20 protein-coding genes are annotated in these 26,502 nt (G+C 71.3%); 4 read left to right on the top strand and 16 right to left on the bottom strand.

All coding sequences use genetic code 11. From position 1 onward, the window contains the following. Positions 1–15: 15 nt before the first annotated feature. The 12 genes from ACFV8T_RS32655 to ACFV8T_RS32600 all read right to left on the bottom strand — a co-directional run bounded on the left by ACFV8T_RS32655 (position 16) and on the right by ACFV8T_RS32600 (position 16,414). The gene (locus ACFV8T_RS32655) at positions 16–570 is read right to left on the bottom strand and encodes a GNAT family N-acetyltransferase (protein ID WP_385334650.1); all 555 of its coding nucleotides are present in this window, start codon (positions 568–570) and stop codon (positions 16–18) included. Further along, positions 570–2,813 carry an MMPL family transporter gene (locus ACFV8T_RS32650; RefSeq protein WP_385334648.1) on the bottom strand — a complete coding sequence of 748 codons (2,244 nt, stop codon included), beginning with the start codon at positions 2,811–2,813 and terminating at the stop codon, positions 570–572. The genes ACFV8T_RS32655 and ACFV8T_RS32650 overlap by 1 nt, the downstream gene beginning before the upstream one ends. Before the next feature lie 225 nt (positions 2,814–3,038). Further along, complete coding sequence (locus ACFV8T_RS32645; protein ID WP_385334646.1) at positions 3,039–5,159, bottom strand: phosphocholine-specific phospholipase C; 2,121 nt, start codon at positions 5,157–5,159, stop codon at positions 3,039–3,041. Positions 5,160–5,581: 422 nt separating this feature from the next. Further along, entirely contained in the window at positions 5,582–7,090 is a 1,509-nt protein-coding gene (gene gatB, locus ACFV8T_RS32640; RefSeq protein ID WP_385334644.1) for an Asp-tRNA(Asn)/Glu-tRNA(Gln) amidotransferase subunit GatB, read from the bottom strand. Between the two features lie 15 nt (positions 7,091–7,105). Beyond that, a complete protein-coding gene (locus ACFV8T_RS32635; protein ID WP_385334642.1) occupies positions 7,106–7,345 on the bottom strand; it encodes a hypothetical protein in 240 nt (79 codons plus the stop codon). Further along, positions 7,342–8,844, bottom strand: coding sequence for an Asp-tRNA(Asn)/Glu-tRNA(Gln) amidotransferase subunit GatA (gene gatA, locus ACFV8T_RS32630; protein ID WP_385334640.1), 1,503 nt, complete (start codon positions 8,842–8,844; stop codon positions 7,342–7,344). Before gatA ends, ACFV8T_RS32635 begins: the two co-directional genes overlap by 4 nt. A gap of 5 nt (positions 8,845–8,849) precedes the next feature. Then, positions 8,850–9,146, bottom strand: coding sequence for an Asp-tRNA(Asn)/Glu-tRNA(Gln) amidotransferase subunit GatC (gene gatC / locus ACFV8T_RS32625; RefSeq protein WP_015036350.1), 297 nt, complete (start codon positions 9,144–9,146; stop codon positions 8,850–8,852). Between the two features lie 205 nt (positions 9,147–9,351). Then, positions 9,352–11,511, bottom strand: a complete 2,160-nt coding sequence (locus ACFV8T_RS32620; RefSeq protein ID WP_385334638.1) for a putative bifunctional diguanylate cyclase/phosphodiesterase — start codon at positions 11,509–11,511, stop codon at positions 9,352–9,354. 343 nt (positions 11,512–11,854) lie between these two features. Continuing rightward, positions 11,855–14,047, bottom strand: a complete 2,193-nt coding sequence (gene ligA, locus ACFV8T_RS32615) for an NAD-dependent DNA ligase LigA (RefSeq protein WP_385334636.1) — start codon at positions 14,045–14,047, stop codon at positions 11,855–11,857. 30 nt (positions 14,048–14,077) lie between these two features. Further along, positions 14,078–15,103 carry a methionine synthase gene (locus ACFV8T_RS32610; protein WP_385334634.1) on the bottom strand — a complete coding sequence of 342 codons (1,026 nt, stop codon included), beginning with the start codon at positions 15,101–15,103 and terminating at the stop codon, positions 14,078–14,080. A 52-nt stretch (positions 15,104–15,155) separates the two neighbouring features. Beyond that, complete coding sequence (locus ACFV8T_RS32605) at positions 15,156–15,845, bottom strand: SDR family oxidoreductase (protein ID WP_266426860.1); 690 nt, start codon at positions 15,843–15,845, stop codon at positions 15,156–15,158. Positions 15,846–15,874: 29 nt separating this feature from the next. Next, positions 15,875–16,414, bottom strand: a complete 540-nt coding sequence (locus ACFV8T_RS32600) for a TIGR00730 family Rossman fold protein (protein WP_385334632.1) — start codon at positions 16,412–16,414, stop codon at positions 15,875–15,877. A 100-nt stretch (positions 16,415–16,514) separates the two neighbouring features. On the opposite strand from ACFV8T_RS32600, the gene ACFV8T_RS32595 reads away from it, so the two are divergent. Next, on the top strand, positions 16,515–16,850 hold the full coding sequence (locus ACFV8T_RS32595) for a DUF427 domain-containing protein (RefSeq protein ID WP_385334630.1): 336 nt from the start codon (positions 16,515–16,517) through the stop codon (positions 16,848–16,850). 94 nt (positions 16,851–16,944) lie between these two features. Continuing rightward, complete coding sequence (locus tag ACFV8T_RS32590) at positions 16,945–17,745, top strand: alpha/beta fold hydrolase (RefSeq protein WP_385334628.1); 801 nt, start codon at positions 16,945–16,947, stop codon at positions 17,743–17,745. Positions 17,746–18,067: 322 nt separating this feature from the next. Here ACFV8T_RS32590 and mnmA read toward each other — a convergent pair whose 3' ends face one another. After that, the gene (gene mnmA, locus ACFV8T_RS32585) at positions 18,068–19,198 is read right to left on the bottom strand and encodes a tRNA 2-thiouridine(34) synthase MnmA (protein ID WP_385334626.1); all 1,131 of its coding nucleotides are present in this window, start codon (positions 19,196–19,198) and stop codon (positions 18,068–18,070) included. Positions 19,199–19,259: 61 nt separating this feature from the next. Between mnmA and ACFV8T_RS32580 the strand changes: the two genes are divergently transcribed. Next, positions 19,260–19,940, top strand: coding sequence for an N-acetylmuramoyl-L-alanine amidase (locus ACFV8T_RS32580; RefSeq protein WP_385334751.1), 681 nt, complete (start codon positions 19,260–19,262; stop codon positions 19,938–19,940). A gap of 45 nt (positions 19,941–19,985) precedes the next feature. Here the strand turns inward: ACFV8T_RS32580 and ACFV8T_RS32575 are convergent, their stop codons facing one another. Continuing rightward, a complete protein-coding gene (locus ACFV8T_RS32575) occupies positions 19,986–21,155 on the bottom strand; it encodes a cysteine desulfurase family protein (protein WP_385334624.1) in 1,170 nt (389 codons plus the stop codon). A 141-nt stretch (positions 21,156–21,296) separates the two neighbouring features. Next, positions 21,297–21,476, bottom strand: a complete 180-nt coding sequence (locus tag ACFV8T_RS32570) for a hypothetical protein (RefSeq protein WP_385334622.1) — start codon at positions 21,474–21,476, stop codon at positions 21,297–21,299. Between the two features lie 36 nt (positions 21,477–21,512). Here ACFV8T_RS32570 and ACFV8T_RS32565 point away from each other — a divergent pair, with 36 nt between their 5' ends. Continuing rightward, positions 21,513–25,352, top strand: coding sequence for a S8 family serine peptidase (locus ACFV8T_RS32565; protein ID WP_385334620.1), 3,840 nt, complete (start codon positions 21,513–21,515; stop codon positions 25,350–25,352). Positions 25,353–25,403: 51 nt separating this feature from the next. On the opposite strand, the gene ACFV8T_RS32560 is transcribed toward ACFV8T_RS32565, so the two are convergent. Beyond that, positions 25,404–26,414: a helix-turn-helix domain-containing protein gene (locus tag ACFV8T_RS32560; protein WP_385334618.1), complete on the bottom strand. Its 1,011-nt coding sequence runs from the start codon at positions 26,412–26,414 to the stop codon at positions 25,404–25,406. Between the last annotated feature and the right edge of the window lie 88 nt (positions 26,415–26,502).

The raw sequence follows: 26,502 nt of genomic DNA, 5'->3' as shown, positions 1-26,502 counted from the left end.
CGACGCCGTCCGGTCTCAGTCCTTCCGCGCCCGCCACTCCGGGGCCAGCACCGACCAGATCTCCGAGTCGTGCCGCTCACCGCGGTACAGGTAGTTCTCGCGCAGCACCCCGTCGCGCGTCATGCCGAGCCGCTCGGCCACGGCGATGCTGGCGGTGTTCGCGGCGGACGCGTCCCACTCCACGCGGTGCATGCCGCGTTCGTACACCGCCCAGTCGATCAGCTTCCGGGCCGCCCTGGTGATCAGGCCGCGCCCCTCCCCCGCCGGCTCCAGCCAGCAGCCGAGCTCGCAGTTGCCCGACTCCGCGTCGAAGATCCGGAACAGGACACCGCCGACGAGCGTGCCCTCCAGCCAGATCCCGTAGATCCGCCCCTCGTCCGCCGCCTGCTTGTCCGCGTACCGCCGCAGCAGCGCACGCGCCGAGTCCAGGTCGGTGGCAAAGGAGGCGAAGGGGATCCACGGGTCGATGAGCTCCCGGGCCCGGTCCATGTGGTCGAGGAACTCCTGCGCCTGCCAGATCTCCAGCGGACGCAGTTCCGCTCCGTCGTCACCCAGGGATACCGCGAACATCATGCTCCTTCTCGAACCGCTTCCACCGCTTGCGCGGTCTGCGCCACCTCCGCGGGTTGCGCTGTCTGCGGGATCTTCGCATGCGACAGGCCGGATCCGGATTCGGGAGGCTCGATGCTGATCCGCGGCAGCAGCCGGTCCAGCCGGCGCGGCAGCCACCAGTTCGCCCCGCCCAGCAGATGCATCAGCGCGGGGACCAGCAGCGTACGGAGGACGAAGGCGTCCAGCATGACGGCCGCGGCGAGCGCGATGCCGAACATGGCGATGACCCGGTCCCCGCTGAGGACGAACGCGAGGAAGACCGAGATCATGATCACAGCCGCGGAGTTGATCACCCGGCCGGTCTCGGCGAGGCCCACCCGGACGGCCCGCCGGTTGTCACCCGTCTCCAGCCACTCCTCGTACATCCGCCCCACCAGGAACACCTGGTAGTCCATGGACAGCCCGAAGAGCACGGACACCATGATCACCGGCAGGAACGGTTCGATGGGTCCCGAGCTGCCCAGGCCAAGCAGTTCGCTCCCCCACCCCCACTGGAAGATCGCGACGACGACCCCGAACGAGGAGGCGACGGCGGCCACATTCATCACCGCGGCCTTCAGCGGAATGCCGATCGACCGGAAGGCCAGCAGCAGAAGCAGACAGCCGAGCCCTATGACCACGCCGACGAAGAGCGGGAGTTTACCGATGATGATCCGGGCGAAGTCGTCGTAGCTGGCGGTCATTCCCCCGACATGGGCCCGGAGCGAGGTGTTCTGCTCGGCCCGCGGCAGGACGTCCGTACGCAGCCGGTCGACGAGCGCGCTGGTCTCCTGGGACTGCGGCGACGACTTCGGTACGACGGTGACGAAGGCCGTATCGCCGCCGCTGTTGTACATGACCGGGCCGACCGAGGCCACGCCCTCGGTGGACCGCAGCGTGGCGGGCAGGCCGTCCATCGCGAGCCGGTCGTCCGCGCCGTCCAGCTGCGCGGCGATCGTCAGCGGCCCGTTGACGCCGGGGCCGAATCCGTCGGCCAGCAGGTCGTACGCCTGCCGGGTGGTCGACGAGGAGGGGTTGTTGCCCTGGTCGGAGCTGCCCAGATGCAGGGAGAAGGTGGGCAGCGCCAGTACCAGCATCACCACGGCGGCCAGCGCCCCGAGCAGCTTGGGGTGGCGTTCGACGAAGGCGGACCAGCGGGCGGCGAAGCCCGTGGGCGATTCGGGCCGCGGGCCGTGCTCGGCGAGCTGTCTGCGCTCGCGCCGGCTCAGCGCCCGTGTGCCGATGAAGGACAGCAGGGCGGGGAGCAGGGTCACGGAGGCGGCCACGGTCAGGACGACGGTGAGCGAGGCGGCAATCGCCACACCGTTGAGGAAGCCGAGCCGCAGGATCAGCATGCCGAGCAGCGCGATGCAGACGGTGGCCCCGGCGAAGACGACGGCGCGGCCGGTCGTCGCGACGGCGTTCTGCGCGGCCTCGGTGACCGACAGGCCCCGGCGCAGTCCGCTGCGATGTCGGGTGACGATGAACAGCGCGTAGTCGATGCCGACGCCGAGCCCGATCAGCATGCCCAGCATGGGTGCGAAGTCGGCGACGGTCATCACATGGCCGAGCAGCACGGTGCCCGCGTAGGCGGTGCCGACGGAGACGAGCGCGGTGGCGATGGGCAGCATGCTGGCGGCGAGCGAGCCGAAGGCGAGGAACAGGACGACCGCCGCGACGAGGACCCCGACGGCCTCGCTGAGGTGGGCGGAGGGCGCTTCGGTGAGGGCGACGGCGGGGCCGCCCAGTTCCACCTGGAGATGGTCTCCGGCGGCCGCCTTGGCGGTGTCGACGACGGCCCTGGCCTGCTGCACCGGGATGTCGTCGACCTGCTGGTCGAAGGTGATCGTGGCGTAGGCGGTGTGTCCGTCGCCGCTGATCTGTGCGGTGCCGGACGCCCCGTACGGTCCGGTGACCGCGCCGACCCCGGGCAGTTCCTCCACCGCGTGCAGGGTCCGGGTCATCGTCTGCCGGACGTCGGCGGCCCGCACGGTGGAGTCGGAGGTGTGCCAGACGATGGTGTCGGTGTCACCGCCGAGATCCGTGAAGCCGCTCCTGAGGAGCTCGGCGGCCCGGCCGGACTCCGTGCCGGGCACCTCGTAGTCGTTGGAGTACGCGGAACCCGCGAAGCCCGCCGCGGTGGCCGCGCCGCCGAGGGCGAACAGCCAGACGAGGACGGCGATGAGTCGGTGCCTGATGCACCAGCGGGCAATGGCAGCCAACGGACGTGCTCCCTGCTGGTTCGTGGTCCTTTGCCGGTACAAAACATGAATTACCCGCAAAGAAAGCATGACCTGAGAACCGTCACTCTGGCAGCCGAACGTGATCCTTTGTCCCTTTCGTGGCCTTACTCACAGCGGTCTCCGGAAGGTGACCCCCGGAATGCGGCTTGCGCGGGGCGCCGCGCCGTACGACGATCCACGGCGCCCCACCCGCCCGGACCCGGGTCAGCCCGAGACGCTCGCCCGGCCGTTCTCGATGTGCCCCATCAGCCGGCGCCGGAAGGCGGCGTCCCCGTCGACGGTGACGTCCAGGTCGTACCAGCCGTGCGCGTCGGCCGCCGAGTGCACCACGGTGCGGGTGCGCCCCGGCTTGACCTTGACGGTCCTGGTCCAGTCCCGCAGGTCCGCCTCGTCGACGTATCCCAGCGGCCGCACGGTGAAGGTGAGCGTCGTCCGCCCCGTGTTGCGCAGCGTGAGATGCAGATCGCGCTCATGGGCGTCGACCCGCGACGCGACCTCGGCCGCGGCACCGTCCTTCGCGGACCCGGCGAACTCGCGGCGGAAGCCGTTCGGCCCCGTCACCGTGAACCGGTACGCCGCCCCGGTGACGGGCACCGTCCACTGCGCCGTGCCCTTCACGTCCCGGTGCTGCGGTGCGGGGAACTCGCCCGCGTACGGATACAGCGCGAAGTGCGCCGACGAGCGCCCCGTGTTGCTGAGGGCCACCCGCACCGCGCCGTCCACCAGCTTCGCCTGCGCGTCCGGCTGGTACGGCAGCGCGCGGGCCGGGCGCGCGCCCGGCTCCTGCACGGGCATGTGCTGGACGAGCGGCGGCCTCGGCGACCAGCGGCCACTGAACGGCGGAATGGCGCCCGGCTGCTCCACCTCGGGCCGGCGACGCCCGCGCGAGAAGTCGAAGGCGGAGGTCAGGTCGCCGGTGACGGTGCGCCGCCAGTCGCCGATGTTCGGTTCCTTCACCCCGGTCCAGCGCTCCAGGAAGCGGATCACGGAGGTGTGGTCGAAGACCTCGGAGCAGACGTAGCCGCCGATGGTCCACGGCGACACGACGAGCATCGGCACCCGCATGCCGAGACCGGTGGGCTTGCCCTCCCACTGCTCCTCGGTCACCTCGGGCGGGGCGACCGGCGGCGGCACGTGGTCGAAGAAGCCGTCGTTCTCGTCGTAGTTGATGATGACGGCGGTGTGCCGCCACACGTCGGGGTGCTTGCCCAGCGCGTCCAGGACCTTGTAGACGATCGTCGCGCTGTGGATCGGCGAGGAGACGCTCGGGTGCTCCGAGTCGACGGCGGAGGGCACCAGGTAGGAGACCTCCGGCAGCGTGCCCGCCGCCACGTCCTTGGCGAACTCGTCGGCCAGCGTTCCGGTCTCCACCCGGCGCAACGCCCGCTCGAAGAGGCTGCGTTCGGCCTTGTCCAGGGTGGCGACGCCCTCCTCCAGCAGGCCGAACAGCCGCTCCCGCTCGGCTGCGTCCGCATCCCGCACGGCGGAGTAGAACGACTCCATGTACGTGTGCCCGCCGGTCTTCGCCAGCGCCTTGCGGGCGACGGCCTTGAAGGTGGCGAAGAACTCGATCTGGTTGTCGGTGAAGTTCTCCCACTCGGTGTACGTGCGCCAGCTGCGTCCGGCCTTCTCCAGCCGCTCCGCGTAGGTGCCCCAGTCGTAGCCCGGGTGGGTGCCCTCGTCGTACGCGTCGTTGCCGACGGCCCGCTTGCCGTTCGGCTCGTTGCCCGTCTTCCCGCTCCACAGGTGGTTGCGGTTGGGGCTGGTCGAGGAGTGGATGGAGGAGTGGTAGGCGTCGCAGACCGTGAAGGTGTCGGCCAGTTCGTAGTGCAGCGGGATGTCACGGCGGTCGTAGTACGCCATGGTGGCCGCCGTCTTCGCGGTCACCCAGCCGTTCATCCACCCGCCGGCCCACGCCTTGCCGCCGCCGCTCCAGGAGTGGTCGAGCGCACCGATGTACTGGAGGTCCTTCTTCTGCGTCTCGGCGGCGCCGCGCACCGGGAACGGCAGCACGGAGGTGCCCAGCGGTGCGGGCTGCTCGAAGACCGGCTTGCCCGAGGGCAGCTCGACGGCGTTGCGGTCACCGAAGCCGCGTACGCCCCGGAGCGTCCCGAAGTAGTGGTCGAAGGAACGGTTCTCCTGCATCAGGATCACCACGTGCTTGATGGCTCCGAGCCCGTCACGGCCTCCGGACCCCGCCGAGTGTGCCGGCTGCGCGGCTATCGCGGCCTGCAGCGAAGGCGGCAGCAGCGACCCCGCTGCCGCGGCGCCGAGCGCACCGCCGCCGAGCGCGAAGAGCCGTCGCCGTGAAATGTCCGTGGTCAAGTTGAGCCTCCCGAGTCCTGTCGTACAGCCGGGAAGCTAATGAAGCCGGGTGGCGCGGGGAAGGATTTCGTACGGCTTCGCGGTGAACGTCCAACAGGTCGTGCGGGAAAGTCCAACCGTGTACCCGGCCCCGGTTCCGGCGGCGGAATTCGGCAGCGGCGGCGAGGGGCGGGAGGGGGGCCCGGCCGACGTTGACCACGCAACCACCGGCGCGGCAGCCTTGGGAACCGTCAATTCCCTTTAATGGGGAACCAGTTGAACAGTGCGTCGCACCACATCGGGCCGGACAGCGTACCGGACGGATACCGCCTGCTCAATTCCATCGGACGGGGTGGCGACGGGGCGGTGCACCCACGGTCGTGGGTGCACCGCCCCTTCAGGGACCTGCCTCGGCCGCCCGCGTACGGACGGGCCCTGCGGGATCAGCCCTCGACGCCGAGCTTCTCCAGGATCAGCTCACGCACCCGGGCGGCGTCCGCCTGGCCCCGGGTGGCCTTCATGACCGCGCCGACGAGCGCGCCCGCCGCCGCGACCTTGCCGCCGCGGATCTTGTCCGCGATGGCCGCGTTGGCCGCGATGGCCTCGTCGACGGCCGTGGACAGCGCGCCCTCGTCGGAGACGACCTTCAGGCCGCGCTTCTCGACGACGGTGTCCGGGTCGCCCTCGCCCGCGAGGACGCCCTCGATGACCTGGCGGGCCAGCTTGTCGTTGAGGTCGCCCGAGGTGACGAGCTCGGCCACCCTGGCGACCTGCACCGGGGTGATCGGCAGCTCGTCGAGGCCGCGGCCGGTCTCGTTGGCGTTACGGGCCAGCTCGCCCATCCACCACTTGCGGGCCTGGTCCGAAGGGGCGCCCGCGTCGGTCGTGGCGACGATCAGGTCGACCGCGCCGGCGTTGAGGATGGACTGCATGTCGTGCTCGGAGACACCCCACTCCTCCTTGAGCCGCGCCCGGCGCAGCCGCGGCAGCTCGGGGAGGCCCTTGCGCAGTTCCTCGACCCACTCGCGGGCCGGGGCGACCGGTACCAGGTCGGGCTCGGGGAAGTAGCGGTAGTCCTCGGCGTTGTCCTTGATGCGGCCGGCCGTGGTCGAGCCGTCCTCCTCGTGGAAGTGCCGGGTCTCCTGCACGATCGTGCCACCGGAGGACAGCACGGCCGCGTGCCGCTGGATCTCGAAGCGGGCGGCACGCTCGACGGAACGCAGCGAGTTCACGTTCTTCGTCTCGGAGCGCGTACCGAACGTCTCGGTCCCGTTGGGGCGCAGCGACAGGTTGACGTCGCAGCGCATCTGGCCCATCTCCATGCGGGCCTCGGAGACGCCGAGCGCCTTGATGAGCTCGCGGAGCTCGGCGACGTACGCCTTGGCCACCTCGGGGGCGCGTGCGCCCGCGCCCTCGATCGGCTTGGTGACGATCTCGATGAGCGGGATGCCCGCGCGGTTGTAGTCGAGCAGGGAGTGGGACGCGCCGTGGATACGGCCGGTGGCACCGCCGACGTGGGTCGACTTGCCGGTGTCCTCCTCCATGTGGGCGCGCTCGATCTGCACCCGGAAGATCTCCCCGTCCTCCAGCTGGACGTCCAGGTAGCCGTTGTAGGCGATCGGCTCGTCGTACTGGGAGGTCTGGAAGTTCTTCGGCATGTCCGGATAGAAGTAGTTCTTCCGGGCGAAGCGGCACCACTGGGCGATCTCGCAGTTCAGCGCGAGGCCGATCTTGATGGCGGACTCGACGCCGATCTCGTTGACGACCGGCAGGGCGCCGGGCAGGCCGAGACAGACCGGGCAGGTCTGGGAGTTGGCGTCCTGCTTGAGCTCGGTGGAGCAGCCGCAGAACATCTTGGTCTTGGTGCCGAGCTCGACATGGACCTCCAGGCCCATGACGGGGTCGTAGGACGCGAGCGCGTCCTCGTACGACACCAGGTCGATGACAGTCACGGTGAAACTTCCCTCTCAGCCCAGCAGTACGTCGTCATCGCCGAGGCGCTTGAGCTCGCGCAGCAGCAGGGCGACACCGGTGGCGATGGCGGCGGCGGAGACAACGGCGTCGATCAGTCGGAGCGTGTCGTGCTCAGAGCGTGCCTTCTTGGCCTGCTTGAGCACGCCGACCGCCCCGAAGGCGGTGGTGCCGATGGACAGGTACGTACCGGTCTTGGACTTCTTGAAGCCCTTGGCCTTGGTCAGTGCGCTCACAACGACGGAGCCTCCTCCAGCAGCGGGTGACCCCACTTTTCCACGAAGGCGGCCTCGACGGCGGCTCCGACCTTGTAGAGACGGTCGTCCTTCATGGCGGGGGCGATGATCTGCAGCCCGACCGGCAGGCCGTCCTCGGGTGCCAGGCCGCAGGGCAGCGACATGGCGGAGTTGCCCGCGAGGTTGGTCGGGATGGTGCACAGGTCCGCGAGGTACATCGCCATCGGGTCGTCGGCGCGCTCGCCGATCGGGAAGGCGGTGGTGGGCGTCGTCGGGGAGACGATGACGTCCACCTGCTCGAAGGCCTTCTCGAAGTCCTGCGTGATCAGGGTGCGGACCTTCTGCGCCGAGCCGTAGTACGCGTCGTAGTAGCCGGAGCTGAGTGCGTACGTACCGAGGATGACGCGGCGCTTGACCTCGTCGCCGAAGCCGGCTTCGCGGGTGAGCGCGGTGACGTCCTCGGCGGACCTCGTGCCGTCGTCGCCGACGCGCAGCCCGTAACGCATGGCGTCGAAGCGGGCCAGGTTGGAGGAGCACTCGGACGGCGCGATCAGGTAGTACGCCGACAGGGCCAGGTCGAAGGACGGGCAGTCCAGCTCGACGATCGTGGCACCGAGCGACTTCAGCAGCTCGACCGACTCGTTGAAGCGCTGGACGACTCCGGCCTGGTAGCCCTCACCGGAGAACTGCTTGACGACACCGACTCGCATGCCCTCGACGCTGCCGTTGCGCGCGGCCTCGACGACCGGCGGGACCGGGGCGTCGATGGACGTCGAGTCCATCGGGTCGTGCCCGGCGATCGCCTCGTGCAGCAGGGCCGCGTCCAGGACGGTACGGGCGCAGGGCCCGCCCTGGTCCAGGGAGCTGGAGAAGGCCACCATGCCGTAGCGGGAGACTCCGCCGTAGGTGGGCTTGACGCCGACGGTGCCGGTGACGGCGGCGGGCTGGCGGATGGAGCCGCCGGTGTCCGTGCCGATGGCGAGCGGGGCCTCGTACGACGCGAGCGCGGCGGACGAGCCGCCGCCGGAGCCGCCCGGGATGCGGGTGAGGTCCCACGGGTTGCCGGTCGGGCCGTAGGCGCTGTTCTCGGTGGAGGACCCCATGGCGAACTCGTCCATGTTGGTCTTGCCGAGAATGACGACGTCGGCGGCCTTCAGCCGCTTGGTGAGGGTCGCGTCGTACGGCGGGATCCAGCCTTCGAGGATCTTGGAACCGACGGTGGTCGGCATGTCCTCGGTGGTGAAGATGTCCTTGAGCGCGAGCGGCACGCCGGCCAGCGGGCCGAGCTTCTCGCCGGCTGCCTTCTTCGCGTCGACGGCGCGGGCCTGCGCGAGCGCGCCCTCGCGGTCGACGTGCAGGAAGGCGTGGACCTTCTCGTCGACCGCGTCGATCCTGGCCAGGTGGGCCTCGGTGACCTGGACCGCCGTGAGTTCGCCGGAGGCGATCTTCGCGGCGATCTCGGCGGCGGTGAGCTTGATGATGGTGCTGTGGTCCGTCATGGCTGTTAGTCCTCCCCCAGGATCTGCGGCACCTTGAAACGCTGCTGCTCCTGGGCCGGGGCGCCGGAGAGCGCCTGCTCGGGGGTGAGCGACGGACGGACCTCGTCCGCGCGCATGACGTTGGTCAGCGGCAGCGGGTGGGAGGTCGGCGGTACGTCTTGGTCGGCGACCTCGGAGACGCGGGCGACCGCGCCGATGATGTCGTCGAGCTGACCGGCGAAGTGATCGAGCTCTTCGCCCTTCAGCTCCAGACGCGCCAGCCGGGCGAGGTGGGCGACCTCCTCGCGCGTGATGCCAGGCATGCAGCGATCCTCAGGGGTTGGTGTGTGGTTTTGGCCCAATCCTATGGTGTCGCCCGCCACCGCTCCCGCCACCCGGGCGAACGCCCTGGTCGGACGAGGATTTCCGGCTGCTCGGGCCGTTCCCGGCCCGGCCCGGCCCCTGGGTCGTCCCTCGCGTCCGAGGACGGAGGGGCCACCGGGCGCCGGGCCGGTGGCCTCCTCCGGCTCAAGTCGTCGCGGGCCGCGAATTGGCCGCCCGGCCGGGCGGCCGCTGCTCCAGCTCCGGTGACGTACGGGCCGCTGCCGCGGCGGCGGCTGCCGCGGCCGCCAGCTCGGCCGGCCGCCGCCAGCCGTGCTCGCCCCGTGCCCGGAGCCAGGCCGTGGTCTCCTGCGGCGGCATCGCGGCGGCGACCAGCCACCCCTGCACCGCGTCGCAGCGCAGATCCCGCAGCCGCTCCCAGGTCTCGTCGTCCTCGACCCCTTCCGCGACGACCAGCAGGCCGAGCGAGTGGGCCAGGTCGATCGTGCAGCGGACGATCTCCGCGTCCTCGTTGTCCACGGCCAGCCGGGCCACGAACGAGCGGTCGATCTTCAGCTCGCTGACCGGCAGCCGCCGCAGATGGACGAGCGAGGAGTACCCCGTACCGAAGTCGTCGAGGGACATCTTCACGCCGTGCCCGGTCAGTCCGGCGAGCGTGTCGGCGGCGCGCTGCGGGTCCTCCAGCAGCACGTGTTCCGTTATCTCCAGCTGCAGCGCCCCGGCCGGGACGCCGTGCCGGGCGAGGCGGGCCGCGACACCGCCCGCGAACCCTGGGGTGTGGACGTCGCGCGGGGAGACGTTGACCGCGACCGGGACGAACAGGCCCTGTGCCCGCCACCGGGCGACCTGGGCCAGCGCCGTCTCCAGGACGTACTCCGTGAGGTGCGGCATCAGGCCGGACGACTCGGCGATGGCGATGAACTCGTCCGGGGGGACCCTGCCGCGTTCCGGATGCACCCAGCGCACCAGGGCTTCGAGGCCGGCCACCTGGCCGTCGAAGCGGACCTTCGGCTGGTAGTGGAGCTCGACCTCGCCGGCGTCCAGCGCGCGGCGCAGATCGCCCAGGAGCCCGAGCCGGTCCGGAGTGTTGCTGTCCCGCTTCGACTCGTAGACCTCGACGCCCGTACGGTCGCGCTTGGCCTGGTACATCGCCACGTCCGCGCGCCTGAGCAGCCCTTCGGCGTCCAGCGCGTGGTCGGGGTAGACGGCGACTCCGGCGCTGGCCTCCAGCACCAGGGTCAGACCGTCGAGGTCCAGCGGGGAGGACAGCTCGGCGACGAGGTGGCGGGCGACCCGCTGGGCACTGGTGGTGGAGTCGGCGGTCGGCAGGAGCACCGCGAACTCGTCGCCGCCGAGCCGCGCGGCCTCCGCCCCGCGGGGCAGTGCGAGTCTGAGACGTTCCGCTATCTGCAACAGCAGCCGGTCCCCCGCCAGATGGCCGAGGGTGTCGTTGACCGCGCGGAACCGGTCGAGGTCGATCAGGACCAGAGCGGATCTCGCACCGACGGATTCGGCGTCCTCCAGAGCCGTCCAGGTGCGCTCCAGCAGCCACTGCCGGTTGGGCAGTCCGGTCAGCGGGTCGCGCAGCTGCTCCTCGGCCCGTGCCCGTGCGATCCAGAGGGCGGAGTCCAGGGCGATCAGCGGGACCGCGAAGAGCGGCAGGAGCAGGGGGGTGGCCATCGCGACCACGCAGATCAGCGGTGCGATGGCGAGCAGGGCGACCGCGACGAGGCCCTGGCGCAGCAGCGCGGTGCGGGCGATGGTCGGCAGCCCGCCGCCCTGGGGTGCCCGTGCGTACCACAGCAGGACCCGGGTGACCAGGAGGTAGGTGGAGGCGGCCAGGAGGACCTCCGGGACGGCGGCGATGCCCCAGTCGAGTGGCTGCCAGGGTGATTCGACGGTCTGCACCTCGCCGAACGCGGCGAGCACCAGGGCCGCCGCGCCTATCCCCAGGATGTCCACCGCGCCGTGCAGGAGCCCCTGCCACCAGCGGTGTCTGCGGGCGACGCCGACGAGGACCACGACGACCAGGCTGACCAGTCCGGCGGGCACCCAGCCGTAGAGCATCAGCACGGCCAGGGTGAGAGAGGCCCCGGAACCGGTCCCTCCCCACCAGCGGTCGCGTCCGAGCGCGACGAGATGACCGACGATGATCCCGGTGAGGACGGCGAGGGACCAGCCGGCTCTGCCGTCGGGGAAGAGCGCGTGTCCTTCGCTCACGGTCCGGTAGAAACCGGTCGCGATCTGAACAACGGCGATCACGATGACGACGGCACCCACTTTTGGCGTGAGGCCGACGAAACCTTGCAGCCGCGACACCGGTGCGGCGCTCTCGGTCGGTTTCATTCCGTCCCTCTCACAGCCGGCGGTGCCGATGTCACCTGATGGTTCCGTTCCCTGCCGCCACGACCCGGTTTCCCACCCCGCGGCCGGGCACGGCAGGTGCACGTCTCAACAGTAGGCCGCGGAAGGCTTCTACGGGCAGCGCTCCGACGCTCTTGCCCAAATGCGAACCGACCATCCGTCAGCATCTGCTATGCGCCGATCGGGTGAACCGGCCGCAGGGCGAAAACCTTGCCCCCGTCTGCCCCCTTACGCCCCCTATCCGCCTCCTTGTTCGCCACTCGCCCACCGGCCCGTCCCGGTCGACGCCCCGCCCCGATCCATCGGTCCGTGACAGGGATCTGTCCTATTCCGTCGGTTCTTCGATCGGCACAGCCGCCTCGCGCGCCACATCCGGACCCTGATCGAGCAGTACGGCGAAGCCGTCCTCGTCCAGCACCGGCACCTTCAGCTGCATGGCCTTTTCGTACTTCGAACCGGGGTTGTCACCGACGACCACGAAGGAGGTCTTCTTCGAAACGGAACCTGTCACCTTCGCGCCGCGGCTCTGGAGCGCCTCTTTCGCGCCATCCCTGGTGTGGCCGGTCAGCGTGCCGGTGACGACGACGGTCAGCCCTTCGAGCGGGCGCGGCCCCTCGTCCTCGCCCGTGCTCACGTCCTCCATCCGGACCCCGGCCTCGCGCCACTTGCGCAGGATCTCCCGGTGCCAGTCCTCGGCGAGCCACTGCTTCACCGATGCGGCGATGATGTCCCCGACCCCGTCGGCCTCGACCAGCTCCTGCTCCGTCGCCTCGTCGATCCGGTCCATGGAGCGGAACTGACGGGCCAGTTCCGCGGCGGCGACCGGGCCCACATGGCGGATGGACAGCCCGGTGAGGATCCGGGCGAGCGGCGCCTCCTTGGCCGCGGCGATGGCGTCGAGCATGGCGAGGGCGTTCTTCTTCGGCTCGCCCTGCTGGTTGGCGAAGACCCAGGCGGTCTTCTCCTCGCCGGTCTTCGGATCGCGCTTGGGCAGCCCGCTGTCCTGGTCCCGGACATAGGCCCGGATCGGCAGCAGTTCCTCGACGGTCAGCCCGAACAGATCGCCCTCGTCACGCAGCGGCGGATCGGCGGGCTCCAGCGGCTTGGTGAGGGCCGCGGCGGCGACATAGCCGAAGTGGTCGATATCGAGGCACTTGCGGCCCGCGAGATAGGCGATGCGCTCCCGCAGCTGGGCGGGGCAGGAGCGCGCGTTGGGGCAGCGGACATCGACGTCCGCCTCCTTCATGGGCTTCAGTTCCGTGCCGCACTCCGGGCAGTGCGTCGGCATCACGAACGCCCGCTCGGTGCCGTCGCGGAGGTCGACGACCGGGCCGAGGATCTCCGGGATCACGTCGCCCGCCTTGCGGAGCACCACCGTGTCCCCGATGAGGACGCCCTTCGCCTTCACCACGTTCTGGTTGTGCAGGGTGGCGAACTCCACCTCGGAGCCCGCCACTTCGACCGGCTCGACCTGGGCGTACGGCGTGACCCGGCCGGTCCGGCCGACGCCGACCCGGATGTTGACCAGCTTGGTGTTGACCTCCTCCGGGGCGTACTTCCAGGCGATGGCCCAGCGCGGCGCGCGCGAGGTGGAGCCGAGCCGGCCCTGGAGCGGGATCTCGTCGAGCTTGACGACCACGCCGTCGATCTCGTGCTCCACGGAGTGCCGGTTCTCGCCGAAGTACCTGATGAACTCCCGTACCCCGTCGAGGGAATCCACCACCTTGTTGTACTTGGCGGTGGGCAGACCCCATTCGCGCAGCAGCTCGTAGGCGTGCGAGAGGCAGTCGATGTCGAAGCCCTCACGGGCGCCGATGCCGTGCACCACCATGTGCAGCGGGCGGGTGCGGGTGACCTTCGGGTCCTTCTGGCGCAGTGAACCCGCCGCCGCGTTGCGCGGATTGGCGAACGGCTTGTCGTCGGCCTCGACGAGCCGGGCGTTGAGCTCCTCGAAGGCCTCCATCGGGAAGAAGACCTCGCCGCGGATCTCGACCAGCGCCGGAATCCGGTCGCCCTTCAGCCGGTGCGGGATCTCGGCGATCGTACGGACATTGGGGGTGATGTCCTCGCCGGTGCGGCCGTCGCCGCGGGTGGCGGCCCGGGTCAGCCGCCCGTGCTCATAGGTGAGGTTGACCGCCAGACCGTCGACCTTCGGCTCGCACAGGAAGTGGTAGTCGGTGGTGCCGACCTCCTTGGCGATCCGCTCGCCCCAGGCGGCCAGCTCCAGGTCGTCGAAGGCGTTGTCCAGCGAGAGCATCCGCTCGCGGTGCTCGACGGAGGTGAATTCCGTCCGGTACGGGCCCGCGACCTTCTGCGTCGGCGAATCCGGCGTACGCAGCTGCGGGTACGTCTCCTCCAGCGCCTCCAGCTCGCGCATCAGCCGGTCGAACTCGGCGTCGCTGACGACCGGCTGGTCGTTCACGTAGTACCGGAAGCGGTGCTCCTCGACCTGCTCGGCCAGGAGCGCGTGCTGCTCCCGGACCTGTGCGGGCACGCCCGTCTGCTGTTCGCCGGCCATCGTCTCGTCCTCCCGTTACCCGTTGCCCCGTTACTCAGGGTTGTCTGCGAGCGATCTCGCGGCCCGAGCGCAGTGGGCGAGCGCGGCGCGCGCGTACGCGGGCGAGGCACCCGCGAGCCCGCACGACGGGGTGATCACCACGGACTCCGTAAGAGTCCCCGGATTCAGCCCCAGCCTGCGCCACAGCGTCCTGACACCCATGACGCTACCGCCCGGGTCCGACAATCCGCCCGAGGCCGGGTCGGTGCCCGGCACCACCCCGAGGAAGAGCTGGGTGCCGCCTTCGACGGCCTCCCCGATCGCCTCCTCCTCACGCTCGGTGAGCAACGAGAAATCGAAGGAGATACCGCCGGCCCCGGCCCGGCGCAGCAGCGCGAACGGCACTTCGGGCGCGCAGGTGTGCACGACCGTCGCCGCGTCCCCGCCCGCCGCCAGGACATCGCGCAGAGTGCCCTCCACGACCTGGCGGTCCACGGCCCGGTAGGTGCGGTAGCCGCTGGCCGTCCTGATCCGCCCGCGCAGTACGCCGGTCAGCGACGGCTCGTCGAGCTGGAGGATCACGTCGGCGCCGGGCACCCTGCGGCGCACCTCCGCGAGGTGGGCGCGCAGCCCCTCCGCCAGTGAGCCCGCCAGGTCACGGCAGGCCCCCGGGTCGCCGAGCGCAGCCTCGCCGCCCCGGCGTTCCAGTGCGGCGGCCAGCGTCCACGGCCCGACGGCCTGGACCTTGAGCGGCCCCTCGTAGCCCTGGGTGAACTCCTCCAGGGCGTCGAGGTCCTCGCCGAGCCAGGACCTGGCCCGGCGGGTGTCGCGTCCCGGCCGGTCGCTGATCCGCCAGCCGCTGGGCTCGACGTGCCCGTACAGGTCGACGAGCAGCCCGATGGTTCGCCCGATCATGTCCGCACCGGGCCCGCGGGCGGGCAGCTCCGCCAGATACGGCAGGCCCTCGCCGTCCCCGAACGAGCCGGTGACGGTCTTCGCCGCCTCCCGTGCGTCTCCCCCGGGCATGGACCCGATTCCGGTGGCCGGACAACCGCTGAACTTGCTCTTCTCGCTCACACGGGAAGCCTAGGCCGTCGTTCCGGGAGCGGCGCCGCCCGGCCTGCGGGGGTCAGCGTCCGGGGCGCACCGTGAGGTCGTTGACCTCGGCGTCGCGCGGCAGGTCGATGGCCATCAGGATCGTGGTGGCCACCGACTCCGGGTCGATCCAGCGGGAGGGGTCGTACTCCTTGCCCTCCTGCTGGTGGACCTTGGCCTGCATGGGGCTGGCGGTGCGCCCCGGGTAGACGGAGGTGACCCGGACGCCGTTGGCGTGCTCCTCGTGACGCAGCGAGTCGGCGAGGGCCTTCAGGCCGTGCTTGCTCGCGGCGTACGCGCCCCACTCGGCGTGTGCCGCGAGGCCGGCGCCCGAGTTCACGAAGAGCACATGGCCCTGGGCGACGCGCAGCTGCGGCAGGAAGAGCCGGGTCAGCTCGGCGGGCGCGACCAGGTTGGCGTTGAGCTGGAAGTGCCAGGCCTTGGGCGTGAGGTCACCGACCTTGCCGAGCTCGACGACGCCCGCGATGTGCAGCAGCGAGTCGACCCGCTCCGGCACCGCCTGCTGGGCGAGCGCCCACGAGAGCCGGTCCGGGTTGGAGAGATCGCCGACGAGCGTGCGCGCGCCCGGGTGGAGCTCGGCCAGCTCCTTGGCACGGCCCGCGTCGCGGGCGAACAGCACGGTCTCGTCACCGCGCTCCAGCAGACGGCGGGTGACAGCGGCTCCGATGCCGGAGCCGGCACCGGTGATGACATGAGTGGGCATGCGCCCCATGATCGCACCCCGCCGCCCCGTCACCGCAGGCCGGACCACTCCTCAAGGTAGGCCAGCGCGCCCACGCCGTCCTTGGCGAAGAACACCAGGTCGGCCAGCGGGACGGGCAGGAAGCCCTCGTCCTCCATGCGCTGGAACTGCTGGCGCAGCCCGTCGTAGAAGCCCGCCGTGTTGAGCAGGACCACCGGCTTGTCGTGCTTGCCGTGCTTCTTCAGCTCCAGGATCTCGGTCGCCTCGTCGAGCGTCCCGGTCCCGCCCACCATGATCACGACCGCGTCGGCCTTCTCCAGGAGCAGCGCCTTGCGCTCGGCGAGATCGCGCGCGATCACCATCTCGTCCGCGTTGGTACGCGCCTTCGCGGCCAGGAAGTCGACCGACACCCCCACCAGCCGCCCGCCCGACTCCTGGACCCCGTCGGCGACGACCTTCATCAGCCCGCTCTCCGAGCCTCCCCAGACCAGGGTGTGGCCGCCCTTGCCGAGCAGCTCGGCGAATTCGCGGGCAGGCCGGGTGTAGCGCTCGTCGAGGTCGGCGGCGGAGAGAAAAACACAGATCTTCATGGAGCAACCGTAAAGGCCACCACCGACACGACCGGCCACCGCGGAGGAACGGGGGGAAGGAACCGGGAAGAAACCGACCCACGATTCGGCTGTACCCGACATGACCTCCTCACCAGGACACCTCATCACGGTCGAGCCCGGCACCGAGCACGTACGGGTGATCCGCGACGGACAGGTGCTCGCCGAGAGCCGGCGCCCGCTCGTCCTGCGCGAGACGGGCTGTCCGGTCCGCTACTACCTGCCGCCCGAGGACGTCCGTACGGACCTCCTGACGGCATCGGACACCCGTACTCACTGCCCGTTCAAGGGAGATGCCTCCTACTGGTCACGGCCGGACGCCGCGGACCTCGTCTGGGCCTACCCGGAGCCGAAGCCCGAAGTCGCCGCCATCAAGGACCACTTCTGTTTCTACGACACCGAGACCGTCACCGACTGATCGTCAGGAGCGCCCCTGACCTGGGAGTTCGAAGAACTTCAAAAAACTTCGGCCGGAGCGATGAGTTTTCGCGGGCCCGGCGGTCCACCCTCGCATGGACAAGATTCTCTCCCGCGACGGCACCGTGATCGCGTACCGGCACCGGGGTGAAGGGCCGCCGGTGATCCTGGTGGGCGGCTCGCTGGGCACGGCGGCGACCGAGGCGCCGCTGGCGCGCCTGCTCGCGCCGCACTTCCACGTCGTCACGTACGACAGGCGCGGACGCGGCTCCAGCGGCGACAGCGGCCCGTACGCGGTGGAGCGCGAGATCGATGACCTGGCCACGCTCGTCACCGCGGTGGGCGGCCGGGCCTCGGTGTTCGGCATGGGAGCCGGCGGGGCACTCGCCCTGGAGGCGCAGGCCGCCGGGCTCCCCGTGGACCTGCTGGCGGTGTACGAACCGCCCTACACGCCGAGCGCCTCGGGCCTGCAGTACAAGGCGTGCTGCACCTCCCGCCTGCACCGGCTGCTGTCCACCGGGGACCGCGCGGGGGCCGTCGAGTTGTTCCTCTCCGTGACGGGCGTGCCGGCCGACATGATCGCCCGGATGCGCCGCGCCCCGCAGTGGAGCGACCTGGTGGCGATGGCCCACACCCTCGCGTACGACGACGCGCTGCTCGGCAACGGCGCGATCCCGGCCGCCCGGTTCGCCTCCGTCACGGCCCGCACCCTGGTGATCTGCGGCGGCTCCAGCCCCACCGGCGCACGTCTGTCGACCCGCGCTCTGACGGACGCACTCCCCCGCGCCCGCCACCGCACCCTGACGGGCCAGACCCGCGAACTGGCACCCCAGGCGGTGGCCCCGGTCCTCACGGAGTTCTTCGCCAGGTCCGTACCCCTGCGTCAGGCTTCCTGACCCACGACCCGCCCCGCGCGGTCCCGCCCGTACGGGGGTCGGACGCGACCGCGCGGGGCGCCGCCGTACCCGGGGCTCAGGCGCCGGGCGCGAGCTCGAACCAGACGGTCCTGCCGCCCGGCTGACCGTTTCCCGCGGTGCCGCCGCTCGGGCCCAACAGGACTGGGAAGACGACGTCTCCGCGGACAGCGCTCGACCGCGTGTGGCCCGAGAAGGGCGAACTCCATGTGCTGGGGCGCGAGGTTCGGCGGTCCGGGGCCGACGGTGCCGCGTGGGCAGTCGGGAAGCGGTGGGCATGGCTCCGGCGACCAGCCGGGACCGGTCAGCCGGACGCCGCCGCCGTCTCCCGCCGCACCGTCGTGGCGATCGTCGCCGAGCCGACCACGCGGGAGCCGTCGTACAGGACGACCGCCTGGCCGGGGGCCACGCCGCGTACCGGCTCGGTGAAGGTGACGTTCAGGGTGCCGTCGACGAGTTCGGCCGATACCTCGGTCTCGCCGCCGTGGGCGCGGAGCTGGGCGGTGTAGGTGCCGGGGGCGGTCGGGGCCGTGCCGCACCAGCGGGGCTTGATGGCGGTGAGGGCGGTGACGTCCAGGGACTCGGCCGGGCCGACCGTGACCGTGTTGTTGACCGGGGAGATGTCCAGGACGTAGCGCGGCTTGCCGTCGGGGGCGGGGTGGCCGATGCGCAGGCCCTTGCGCTGGCCGATGGTGAAGCCGAAGGCGCCCTCGTGGGTGCCGACCTTCGTGCCCGACTCGTCGACGATGTCGCCCTCGGCGGTGCCGAGGCGGCTCGCCAGGAAGCCCTGGGTGTCGCCGTCGGCGATGAAGCAGATGTCGTGGCTGTCGGGCTTCTTGGCGACGGCGAGGCCCCGGCGCTCGGCCTCGGCGCGGATCTCGTCCTTGGTGGTGAGGGTGTCGCCGAGCGGGAACATGGCGTGGGCGAGCTGCTTCTCGTCCAGGACGCCGAGGACGTACGACTGGTCCTTGGCCATGTCGGAAGCGCGGTGCAGCTCGCGGCTGCCGTCCTCGTTGAGGACGACGGTGGCGTAGTGGCCGGTGCAGACCGCGTCGAAGCCGAGCGCGAGGGCCTTGTCGAGGAGCGCGGCGAACTTGATCTTCTCGTTGCAGCGCAGGCACGGGTTGGGCGTGCGGCCCGCCTCGTACTCGGCGATGAAGTCGTCCACGACGTCCTCGCGGAACCGTTCCGCGAGGTCCCAGACGTAGAACGGGATGCCGATGACGTCCGCCGCGCGGCGGGCGTCGCGGGAGTCCTCGATCGTGCAACAGCCGCGCGCCCCGGTACGGAAGGACTGCGGGTTGGCGGAGAGGGCGAGGTGCACACCGGTCACGTCGTGGCCCGCCTCGGCGGCGCGGGCCGCGGCGACGGCGGAGTCGACACCGCCCGACATGGCGGCGAGCACACGGAGGGGGCGCTGGGAAGTCTCAGTCATAGCCCCACCAGAGTACGGGGCGCCGGGAACCGAACGCTCTCGGATATGCGTTGTGGCTCACATGGGGACCAAGGGGACATCGGGCGCCAAGAGCTCCGGGGGCGCGAAGTCCGGGCACGGCATCAGCCGGCGCGGGCTGCTGATCGGTGCCGCGGTCATGGCCGTGGGCACCGCCGCGCTGGCGCGGGAGGAGCTGGAGCATGCCTGGTGGCGGCTGCCGGGGGTGGACAAACCCCGCACGCCCGGCGAGGTGGATTACGCGCGAGCCCAGTGGATATCGGCCTCGTCGGCGAACTGGCGGAAGGCCGACCGCCCCGACGACTACACCATCGACCGGGTCGTCATCCATATCACCCAGGGCAGCTACCGGGGCGCGGTGAAGGTGTTCCAGGACCCGGGGCACGGAGCGGCGGCGCACTACGTGGTGCGCAAGGACGGCCATGTGACGCAGATGATCCGTGAGCTGGATGTGGCGTTCCACGCGGGGAACAGGTCATTCAACGAGCGCAGCGTCGGCATAGAGCACGAGGGCTTCGTGGACCGGCCGCAGGACTTCACGGCGGCGATGTACGGGGCCTCTGCGCGGCTCACGGCCGCGATCTGCGGGCGGTACGGGATGCCGGTGGACCGGGAGCACATCATCGGACATGTGGAGGTGCCGGGCACGGACCACACCGATCCGGGCAAGCACTGGGACTGGGACCGGTATCTGAAGCTGGTCCGCGCGGCGGACACCCGGTGACCGCGGGGCCCGCCCGATCGTCGGACGGGCCCGGCTGCGCCGGTTTCAGCTGAGTCCCGCCGTGCGCGCCCGCTCCACCGCCGGTCCGATCGCGCGGGCCACCTCGTCGATGTCCTGCTTGGTGGACGTGTGGCCGAGCGAGAAGCGCAGGGTGCCGCGGGCCAGGTCCGGGTCGGTGCCGGTGGCCAGCAGTACGTGGCTCGGCTGGGCGATCCCGGCGGTACAGGCGGAGCCGGTGGAGCATTCGATGCCCTGGGCGTCCAGCAGCAGGAGCAGGGAATCGCCCTCGCAGCCGGGGAAGGTGAAGTGGGCGTTGGCGGGAAGCCGGCCGCCGGGGGCCGGGTCGCCGCCGAGTACGGCATCGGGCACGGCCGCCAGCACGGCCGCGACCAGCTCGTCGCGGAGCCCGCCGATCTCGCGGGCGAACTCCTCGCGCCCGTCGGCGGCCAGCCGCCCCGCCAGGGCGAAGGCGGCGATGGCGGGCACATCGAGGGTGCCCGAGCGGACGTGCCGCTCCTGGCCGCCGCCGTGGAGCACGGGTACGGGGGTGTATTCGCGGCCGAGCAGGAGCGCGCCGATACCGAACGGGCCGCCGATCTTGTGCCCGCTGACCGTCATCGCGGCCAGCCCGGACCGGGCGAAGTCGACCTCCAGCTGCCCGAACGCCTGCACCGCGTCCGCATGCATCGGTACGTCGAACTCACGGGCCACCGAAGCCAGTTCGCGTACCGGCATGATGGTGCCGATCTCGTTGTTGGCCCACATCACGGTGACCAGCGCGACATCGGCGGGGTCGCGGAGGATCGCCTCACGCAGGGCGTCCGGGTGGACGCGGCCGTATCCGTCGACGGGGAGGTATTCGACGGTCGCGCCCTCGTGCTCGGCGAGCCAGTCGACGGCGTCCAGCACCGCGTGGTGCTCGACCGGGCTGGCCAGCACCCGGGTGCGGCGGGGGTCGGCGTCACGGCGGGCCCAGTACAGGCCCTTCACGGCGAGGTTGTCGGCCTCGGTGCCGCCGGAGGTGAAGACCACCTCGCTGGGGCGTGCCCCGAGGGCATCGGCGAGGGTCTCTCTCGACTCCTCGACGGTACGGCGGGCCCGGCGCCCGGCGGCGTGCAGTGAGGACGCGTTGCCGGTGGCGGCGAGCTGGGCGGTCATCGCCTCGATCGCTTCAGGAAGCATCGGCGTGGTCGCGGCGTGGTCGAGGTAAGCCATGGTGGGCTCGATTCTACGAGCCCGGGGCGGGGCGTACGGCGGGCGCATGGTGCCCCGGCACCCGCGCACGGCCCGGTGCGGTCTTCCTCGCCCCGTTCCCGGGCCGTCCGGGCGGGGAGGGCGTCGGGCTCCGCGCCCGGTTCAGCCGGCGAAGTCCCGGGCGACGAGGCCGTTGCCGGTGACGAGGAGGGGCTGCTCGGCCCCGGTGACTCTGCCGGTACGCGCGGTGGAACGCGCCGTGTCGTTTTGGCGACATGTCGCAAGCACGGCAGGGAAAAGGCTGGTGCGGCCGATCAGTGGGGCCCCAGTCTTGAGCCGCACCGCGTGTCCATCTCCTTGCCTCCTGGAAAGGTTCCGATGCACAGACGGTATCGCTCTGCCGCCGTACTGGCGGCAGGAGTCCTCATCACCACCTTGGCCCCCACCTCCTCCGGCGCGAGCGCCGCCCCGGCGCCCGCCTCCGTCGGCGCGAACTCCGCCGGCCGTCCCCAGGTCAGCTCCGTCACGCTCGTGACCGGTGACCGGGTGCGGCTGGAGACCTTCCCCGGCGGCCGGAAGGACGTCTCCGTCGAGCCGGCCTCGGGCGCCTCGCAGGCCGACTTCACCCAACTGGAGATCGACAAGCAGCTGTACGTGCTGCCCCGCGCCGCGCTCCCGTACATCGCCTCCGGCAAACTGGACCGGCAGCTGTTCAACATCACCTCCCTGGTCAAGCAGGGGTACGACGACGCCCACACCTCCGCCATCCCGCTGATCGCCCGCTACACCGGCGGCACGAACCCCACGTCCAAAGGGGCGCCCACCGGTTCGCGCAAGGGCCTGGTCATCAAGAGCCTGCGCGGCTCGGCACTGAAGGCGGACAAGAAGCAGGCCGGGCGCTTCTGGAAGGCCATCGACGACGACGCGCTCGCCAAGAGCAGCGCCGAGGGCGGCGCGAAGAACGCTGCCAAGAACTCTTCTTCCAAGAACTCTGCTTTCAAGAACGCGGCCTTCGAGGGCGGCGTCGAGAAACTGTGGCTGGACGCGAAGGTCCACGCCTCCCTCGATCGCAGCACCGCGCAGATCGGTGCGCCCGAGGCGTGGAAGGCCGGCTACGACGGAAACGGCGCGACCGTCGCCGTCCTGGACACCGGCGTCGACGCCACCCACCCCGACCTGGCCGGGAAACTCGGCGAAGTACGCAACTTCACCGACGAGTCCACCGCGAACGACGGCCACGGCCACGGCACCCACGTCGCCTCCACCATCGCCGGCAGCGGCGCCGCCTCGGGCGGCTCGCGCAAGGGCGTGGCACCGGGGGCACGGCTGCTGATCGGCAAGGTGCTCGACGACAGCGGCTCCGGCCCGTACTCCGCCATCCTGGGCGGCATGGACTGGGCCGCCCACTCGGGCGCCGACATCGTCAGCATGAGCCTGGGCGGCCAGCCCACCGACGGCACGGACGTACTCAGCCTCGTCCTCAACGGCCTCAGCGAGGAGACCGGCACCCTCTTCGTCGTCGCGGCGGGCAACACGGGCTCCGACTACTCAGTGGGCTCCCCGGGCGCCGCGGCGAGCGCGCTGACCGTGGGTGCCGTCGACCGCGACGACAAGCTGGCCCCCTTCTCCAGCCGCGGCCCGCGCGTCGGGGACAACGGCGTGAAGCCCGACCTCACCGCTCCCGGCGTCGACATCGTCGCCGCCCGCGCGGCCGGCACGTCCATGGGCCACCCGGTGGACGCGGCCTACACCGCCGCGTCGGGTACCTCCATGGCGACCCCGCACGTGGCGGGCGCGGCGGCGATCCTGGCCGGGCGCCACCCCGACTGGAGCGCCCAGCAGCTCAAGGACGCGTTGATGAGCACGACGCGTACCGCCCCCGACCAGACGGCCTACGAGCAGGGCACCGGCCGGGTGGACGTGGCCCGCTCGGTGCGCCAGCAGGTGCGCGCCACCGGCACCACCACCTTCGGCTCCCTGGCACCGGACGCGGGCCCGCGGCAGGTGAGCGTCACCTACACCAACGACGGCGACGCGCCCGTCTCGCTCACCCTGGACACCACCTTCGACAAGCTCTACGGCTCCCCGGCCCCGGCAGGCGCCATAAGCGCCCCCGCGCAGGTCACCGTGGACGCCCACGGCACCACCGACGTGACCGTGACCCTCGACGCGCCCGCGCTGCCGGAGGGCGTCTACAGCGGCCGCCTCACCGCGACCTCGGCCGACGGGCAGGCCATCGCGCACACCGTTCTCTCCGCGACGAAGGACCCGGTCACGCACAAGGTCACCGTGCGCGGCATCGACCGCGCCGGGCAGCCGGCGACCGTCTTCCCGCTGATCCTGCTGGGTCCCACGGGCCGCTTCGACGTCGTCCAGGAGGTGCCGGCGGGGCAGAGCCTGACGGTGGACGTGCCCGAGGGCATGTACTACCTGCACGGCGTCATCACGCAGATGACGGAGGACAACGTCACCAACAGCCTGGTGGTCAACCCCCACCTGCGGGTGAGCGGCGCCACGGACCTGGTGCTCGACGCACGCAAGGCGGTCCCCGTGGAGATCCGGACCCCCAAGCCGGCCGAGCAGCGGGGCCCGATGGTCTTCTCCACCCACTGGAAGACCGGCGACCGGGAGTTCGCCAGCTTCTTCGGCAGCGGACACAGCGGCGGACAGCTCCTCTACGTCACGCCCACCGAGGAGTTCACCGAGGGAACCTTCGAGTTCACCTCCCGCTGGCAGCTGACCGCACCGATGCTCCGCGCACGCGCAGTCTCCGCCACCGCCGCGGCCGGTGTCCCCGTCCGTCTGCTCCACAACTCCCCCGCCGTGGAAGGCGTGCGGCGCCTGCGGGTGGTGGACGCCGGTCACGGACGCCCCGAGGACTACGCGGCGCTGCGCGCACGGGGCACGGACGTCCGCGGAACGGCGGTGCTCGTGGAACTGGAGGGGGTGGAGTACGACGAGGCGGTGACCTCGGCCGCCCGAGCCGGAGCCGCGGCCGCCGTCACCACCGCCGGCGGCAACAGGTACGCGGCCGCGACCTGGCAGCCGGTGAGCCAGCGGCTGCCCGCGATCGGGCTGTACGCCTCCCACGCCACCGCGCAGCGGCTGCGCGCGCCGGGCACCGTACTGGAGTTGAAGGGGACCCCGGAAAGCCCCTACCTCTACGACGTCGTGCAGGTCGCCCAACAGCGCGTCCCCGAGCACGTGGTCCACAAGGTCGGGCCGAAGAACACGGCCACCGTGGTCTCGCGCTACCCGGACACGGGCGGGGCGCGCTACGTCGCGGAGGACCGGCCGTCCTGGCGTCCGTGGGAGGGTGAGGAAGTGCAACTCTCCATTCGGTCCCGGTACCTGCGCACCGGGCAGACGCGGACGGAGTACCTGAGCGGTCCCGCCGACACCCGGTGGCTGCACTGGGTCAACCCCCGCAACACCTGGGCGATCCAGGCAGTGGGGACCGGCATGTTCGGCCCCCTGCGCACCTACCGGCCCGGTGAGCACGCAACGGAGAGCTGGTACGCCCCCGTGGTGCGCCCGGCGATCCCCCGAGGTGTCGAGGGGCTCGCCCACCGCAAGGGCGACCAGCTGACCATAGGGATCCCCGAGTTCGCCGACACCGCTTCCGGCCACTACGGCTACGCTCTGCCCCGCAAGGACGCCGACACCCCCTACCCCGACGAGACCCGGGCCGTACTGCGTCGCGACGGCGAGATCCTCGCCGAAGGCTCCCGGGCGTGGGGCGTCTTCCCCGCAGGCGGGGACGACGGCCGCTACCGGTTGGACCTGGACGTGAAGCGCACCAGCCCCGAGGGCACCCTCTCGCGGGCCACCAGCACCCGCTGGTCGTTCACGGCCCCTCGCCCGGCCGAGGGCAAGGAGTCCCTGCTTCCCCTCCTCCAGCTCGACTACGACGTGGCCACCGACCTCCAGGGCTCCGCCCCTGACTCCGGGTCCTTCGCCTTCGGAGTGAGCGCCCGTCACCAGGACGGTCTGACGGGCCGTTCCGTGAAGGGCATGGAGGTGTCCGTCTCGTACGACGACGGCGGGCACTGGCGGGCGGCGAGGGCTTCCGCCCGGGGCGACGGCGCCTACCGCGTCCGGGTCACCCACCCCTCGACTGCCCGCACCAGCGGGTACGTCACGCTGCGGGTCCGCGCCTGGGACGACGCGGGCAACGAGGTGACGCAGGAGATCGAGCGGGCGTACGCGCTGAGGTAGTACGCGAGATCCGGAAGCCGCGACCGGCCCCGGTCGCGGCTTCCGTGCGTCCTAGGACAGCCAGTCGCGCCGCGCCGCCTGCCACACCAGCTGCGTACGCGTCGTCGCGCCCGCCCGCTGCATCAGCGCGGTGATCCGGCGCTGCACCGTGCGGTGGCTGACACGCAGCTGGGTGGCGATCGCCTTGTCCGTCACGCCCGCGACGACCAGGGAGAGCAGATAGCGCTCGTCGTCGGCGAGACTGCCGCCCGGCCCCATGCCGTCGGCGAAGTCGGCCAGCTCGCCCGCCTCCGTGACGTGCAGTGGGGTCCCCGCCGCCCACTGGATGTCGAACAGGGCGACGAGGGCGTCCAGGAGAGTGCTGCTGCGGATGATCGCGGCGGTCGGCTCGCCGCGGGCGCCGGTCGTACTGCCCGGCATCAGCGGGCAGACGGCGACAGAGCTGTCGACGATGACCATGCGCACGGGGAGTGCGCTGGTGGCACGGGCCACTTCACCGGCGCGGATGCCCTGGGCGACGTTGTCGACCATGCCGGGCTGCTCCAGGCAGTCCCGTTCGTAGATCGCCTCGTAGCGGATGCCCTGGGCGAGCAGCTCGAACTCCTCGTCGTTGTCCTGGGCGCGCAGCGCCACGGGATCGGCCTTGCAGAACCACCGCAGGTCACTGCGGGCCCCGTAGGCGAGTTGGCGCAGCTGCTGACGGATGGCGCCGGCCCCAGTGATCACCTCGACCAGTTGCCCGGCGTCATGGCGCCGGCCGCCCGCCCGGTACTCCTCGGCCAACTGCTCCACTCCACGCCGCGCCCACTCCAGCGCTTCTTGGCCGCGCGACAGCAGAGGCTGCAGCGCCACGTCCGGCGGGACGGGTACGTACCGCATGCCGCCGTCGCCCGGCAGCCGCCCGACCAGGCCTTTGTCATGCAGGGAGGACAGAAGCGACGCCGCCTCGCGTTCCCGGATGTGGAGCCGCTGGACGATCTCGTCCACGCCCGCACCTCGTACCTCCACCAGGTGGCGGTAGACCCGCTCCTCCGCTGCCTCGATCCCCGCTATCTCCAGCACGCACCCTCTCCCTCGCCGCAGCCCACCCCAGACGGACGCCCGCTGTGCCATCCATGATCGAACAGGATGCGGGCGGCCCTGTCGAGCG

It is taken from the genome of Streptomyces sp. NPDC059832, from assembly GCF_042731715.1.
Lineage (GTDB): Bacteria > Actinomycetota > Actinomycetes > Streptomycetales > Streptomycetaceae > Streptomyces.
This window is presented reverse-complemented; position numbering and strand designations above follow the sequence as displayed.

Bases quoted from the DNA above. Each gene is read 5' to 3' on its own strand.
- ACFV8T_RS32655 (WP_385334650.1), bottom strand. From the start codon at position 570: ATGTTCGCGGTATCCCTGGGTGACGACGGAGCGGAACTGCGTCCGCTG.
- ACFV8T_RS32565 (WP_385334620.1), top strand. From the start codon at position 21,513: ATGCACAGACGGTATCGCTCTGCCGCCGTACTGGCGGCAGGAGTCCTC.
- gatC (WP_015036350.1), bottom strand. From the start codon at position 9,146: ATGCCTGGCATCACGCGCGAGGAGGTCGCCCACCTCGCCCGGCTGGCG.
- ACFV8T_RS32590 (WP_385334628.1), top strand. From the start codon at position 16,945: ATGGACAAGATTCTCTCCCGCGACGGCACCGTGATCGCGTACCGGCAC.
- mnmA (WP_385334626.1), bottom strand. From the start codon at position 19,198: ATGACTGAGACTTCCCAGCGCCCCCTCCGTGTGCTCGCCGCCATGTCG.
- ACFV8T_RS32600 (WP_385334632.1), bottom strand. From the start codon at position 16,414: ATGAAGATCTGTGTTTTTCTCTCCGCCGCCGACCTCGACGAGCGCTAC.
- ACFV8T_RS32580 (WP_385334751.1), top strand. From the start codon at position 19,260: ATGGGGACCAAGGGGACATCGGGCGCCAAGAGCTCCGGGGGCGCGAAG.
- ACFV8T_RS32595 (WP_385334630.1), top strand. From the start codon at position 16,515: ATGACCTCCTCACCAGGACACCTCATCACGGTCGAGCCCGGCACCGAG.
- ACFV8T_RS32575 (WP_385334624.1), bottom strand. From the start codon at position 21,155: ATGGCTTACCTCGACCACGCCGCGACCACGCCGATGCTTCCTGAAGCG.
- ACFV8T_RS32605 (WP_266426860.1), bottom strand. From the start codon at position 15,845: ATGCCCACTCATGTCATCACCGGTGCCGGCTCCGGCATCGGAGCCGCT.
- ligA (WP_385334636.1), bottom strand. From the start codon at position 14,047: ATGGCCGGCGAACAGCAGACGGGCGTGCCCGCACAGGTCCGGGAGCAG.
- ACFV8T_RS32620 (WP_385334638.1), bottom strand. From the start codon at position 11,511: ATGAAACCGACCGAGAGCGCCGCACCGGTGTCGCGGCTGCAAGGTTTC.
- gatA (WP_385334640.1), bottom strand. From the start codon at position 8,844: ATGACGGACCACAGCACCATCATCAAGCTCACCGCCGCCGAGATCGCC.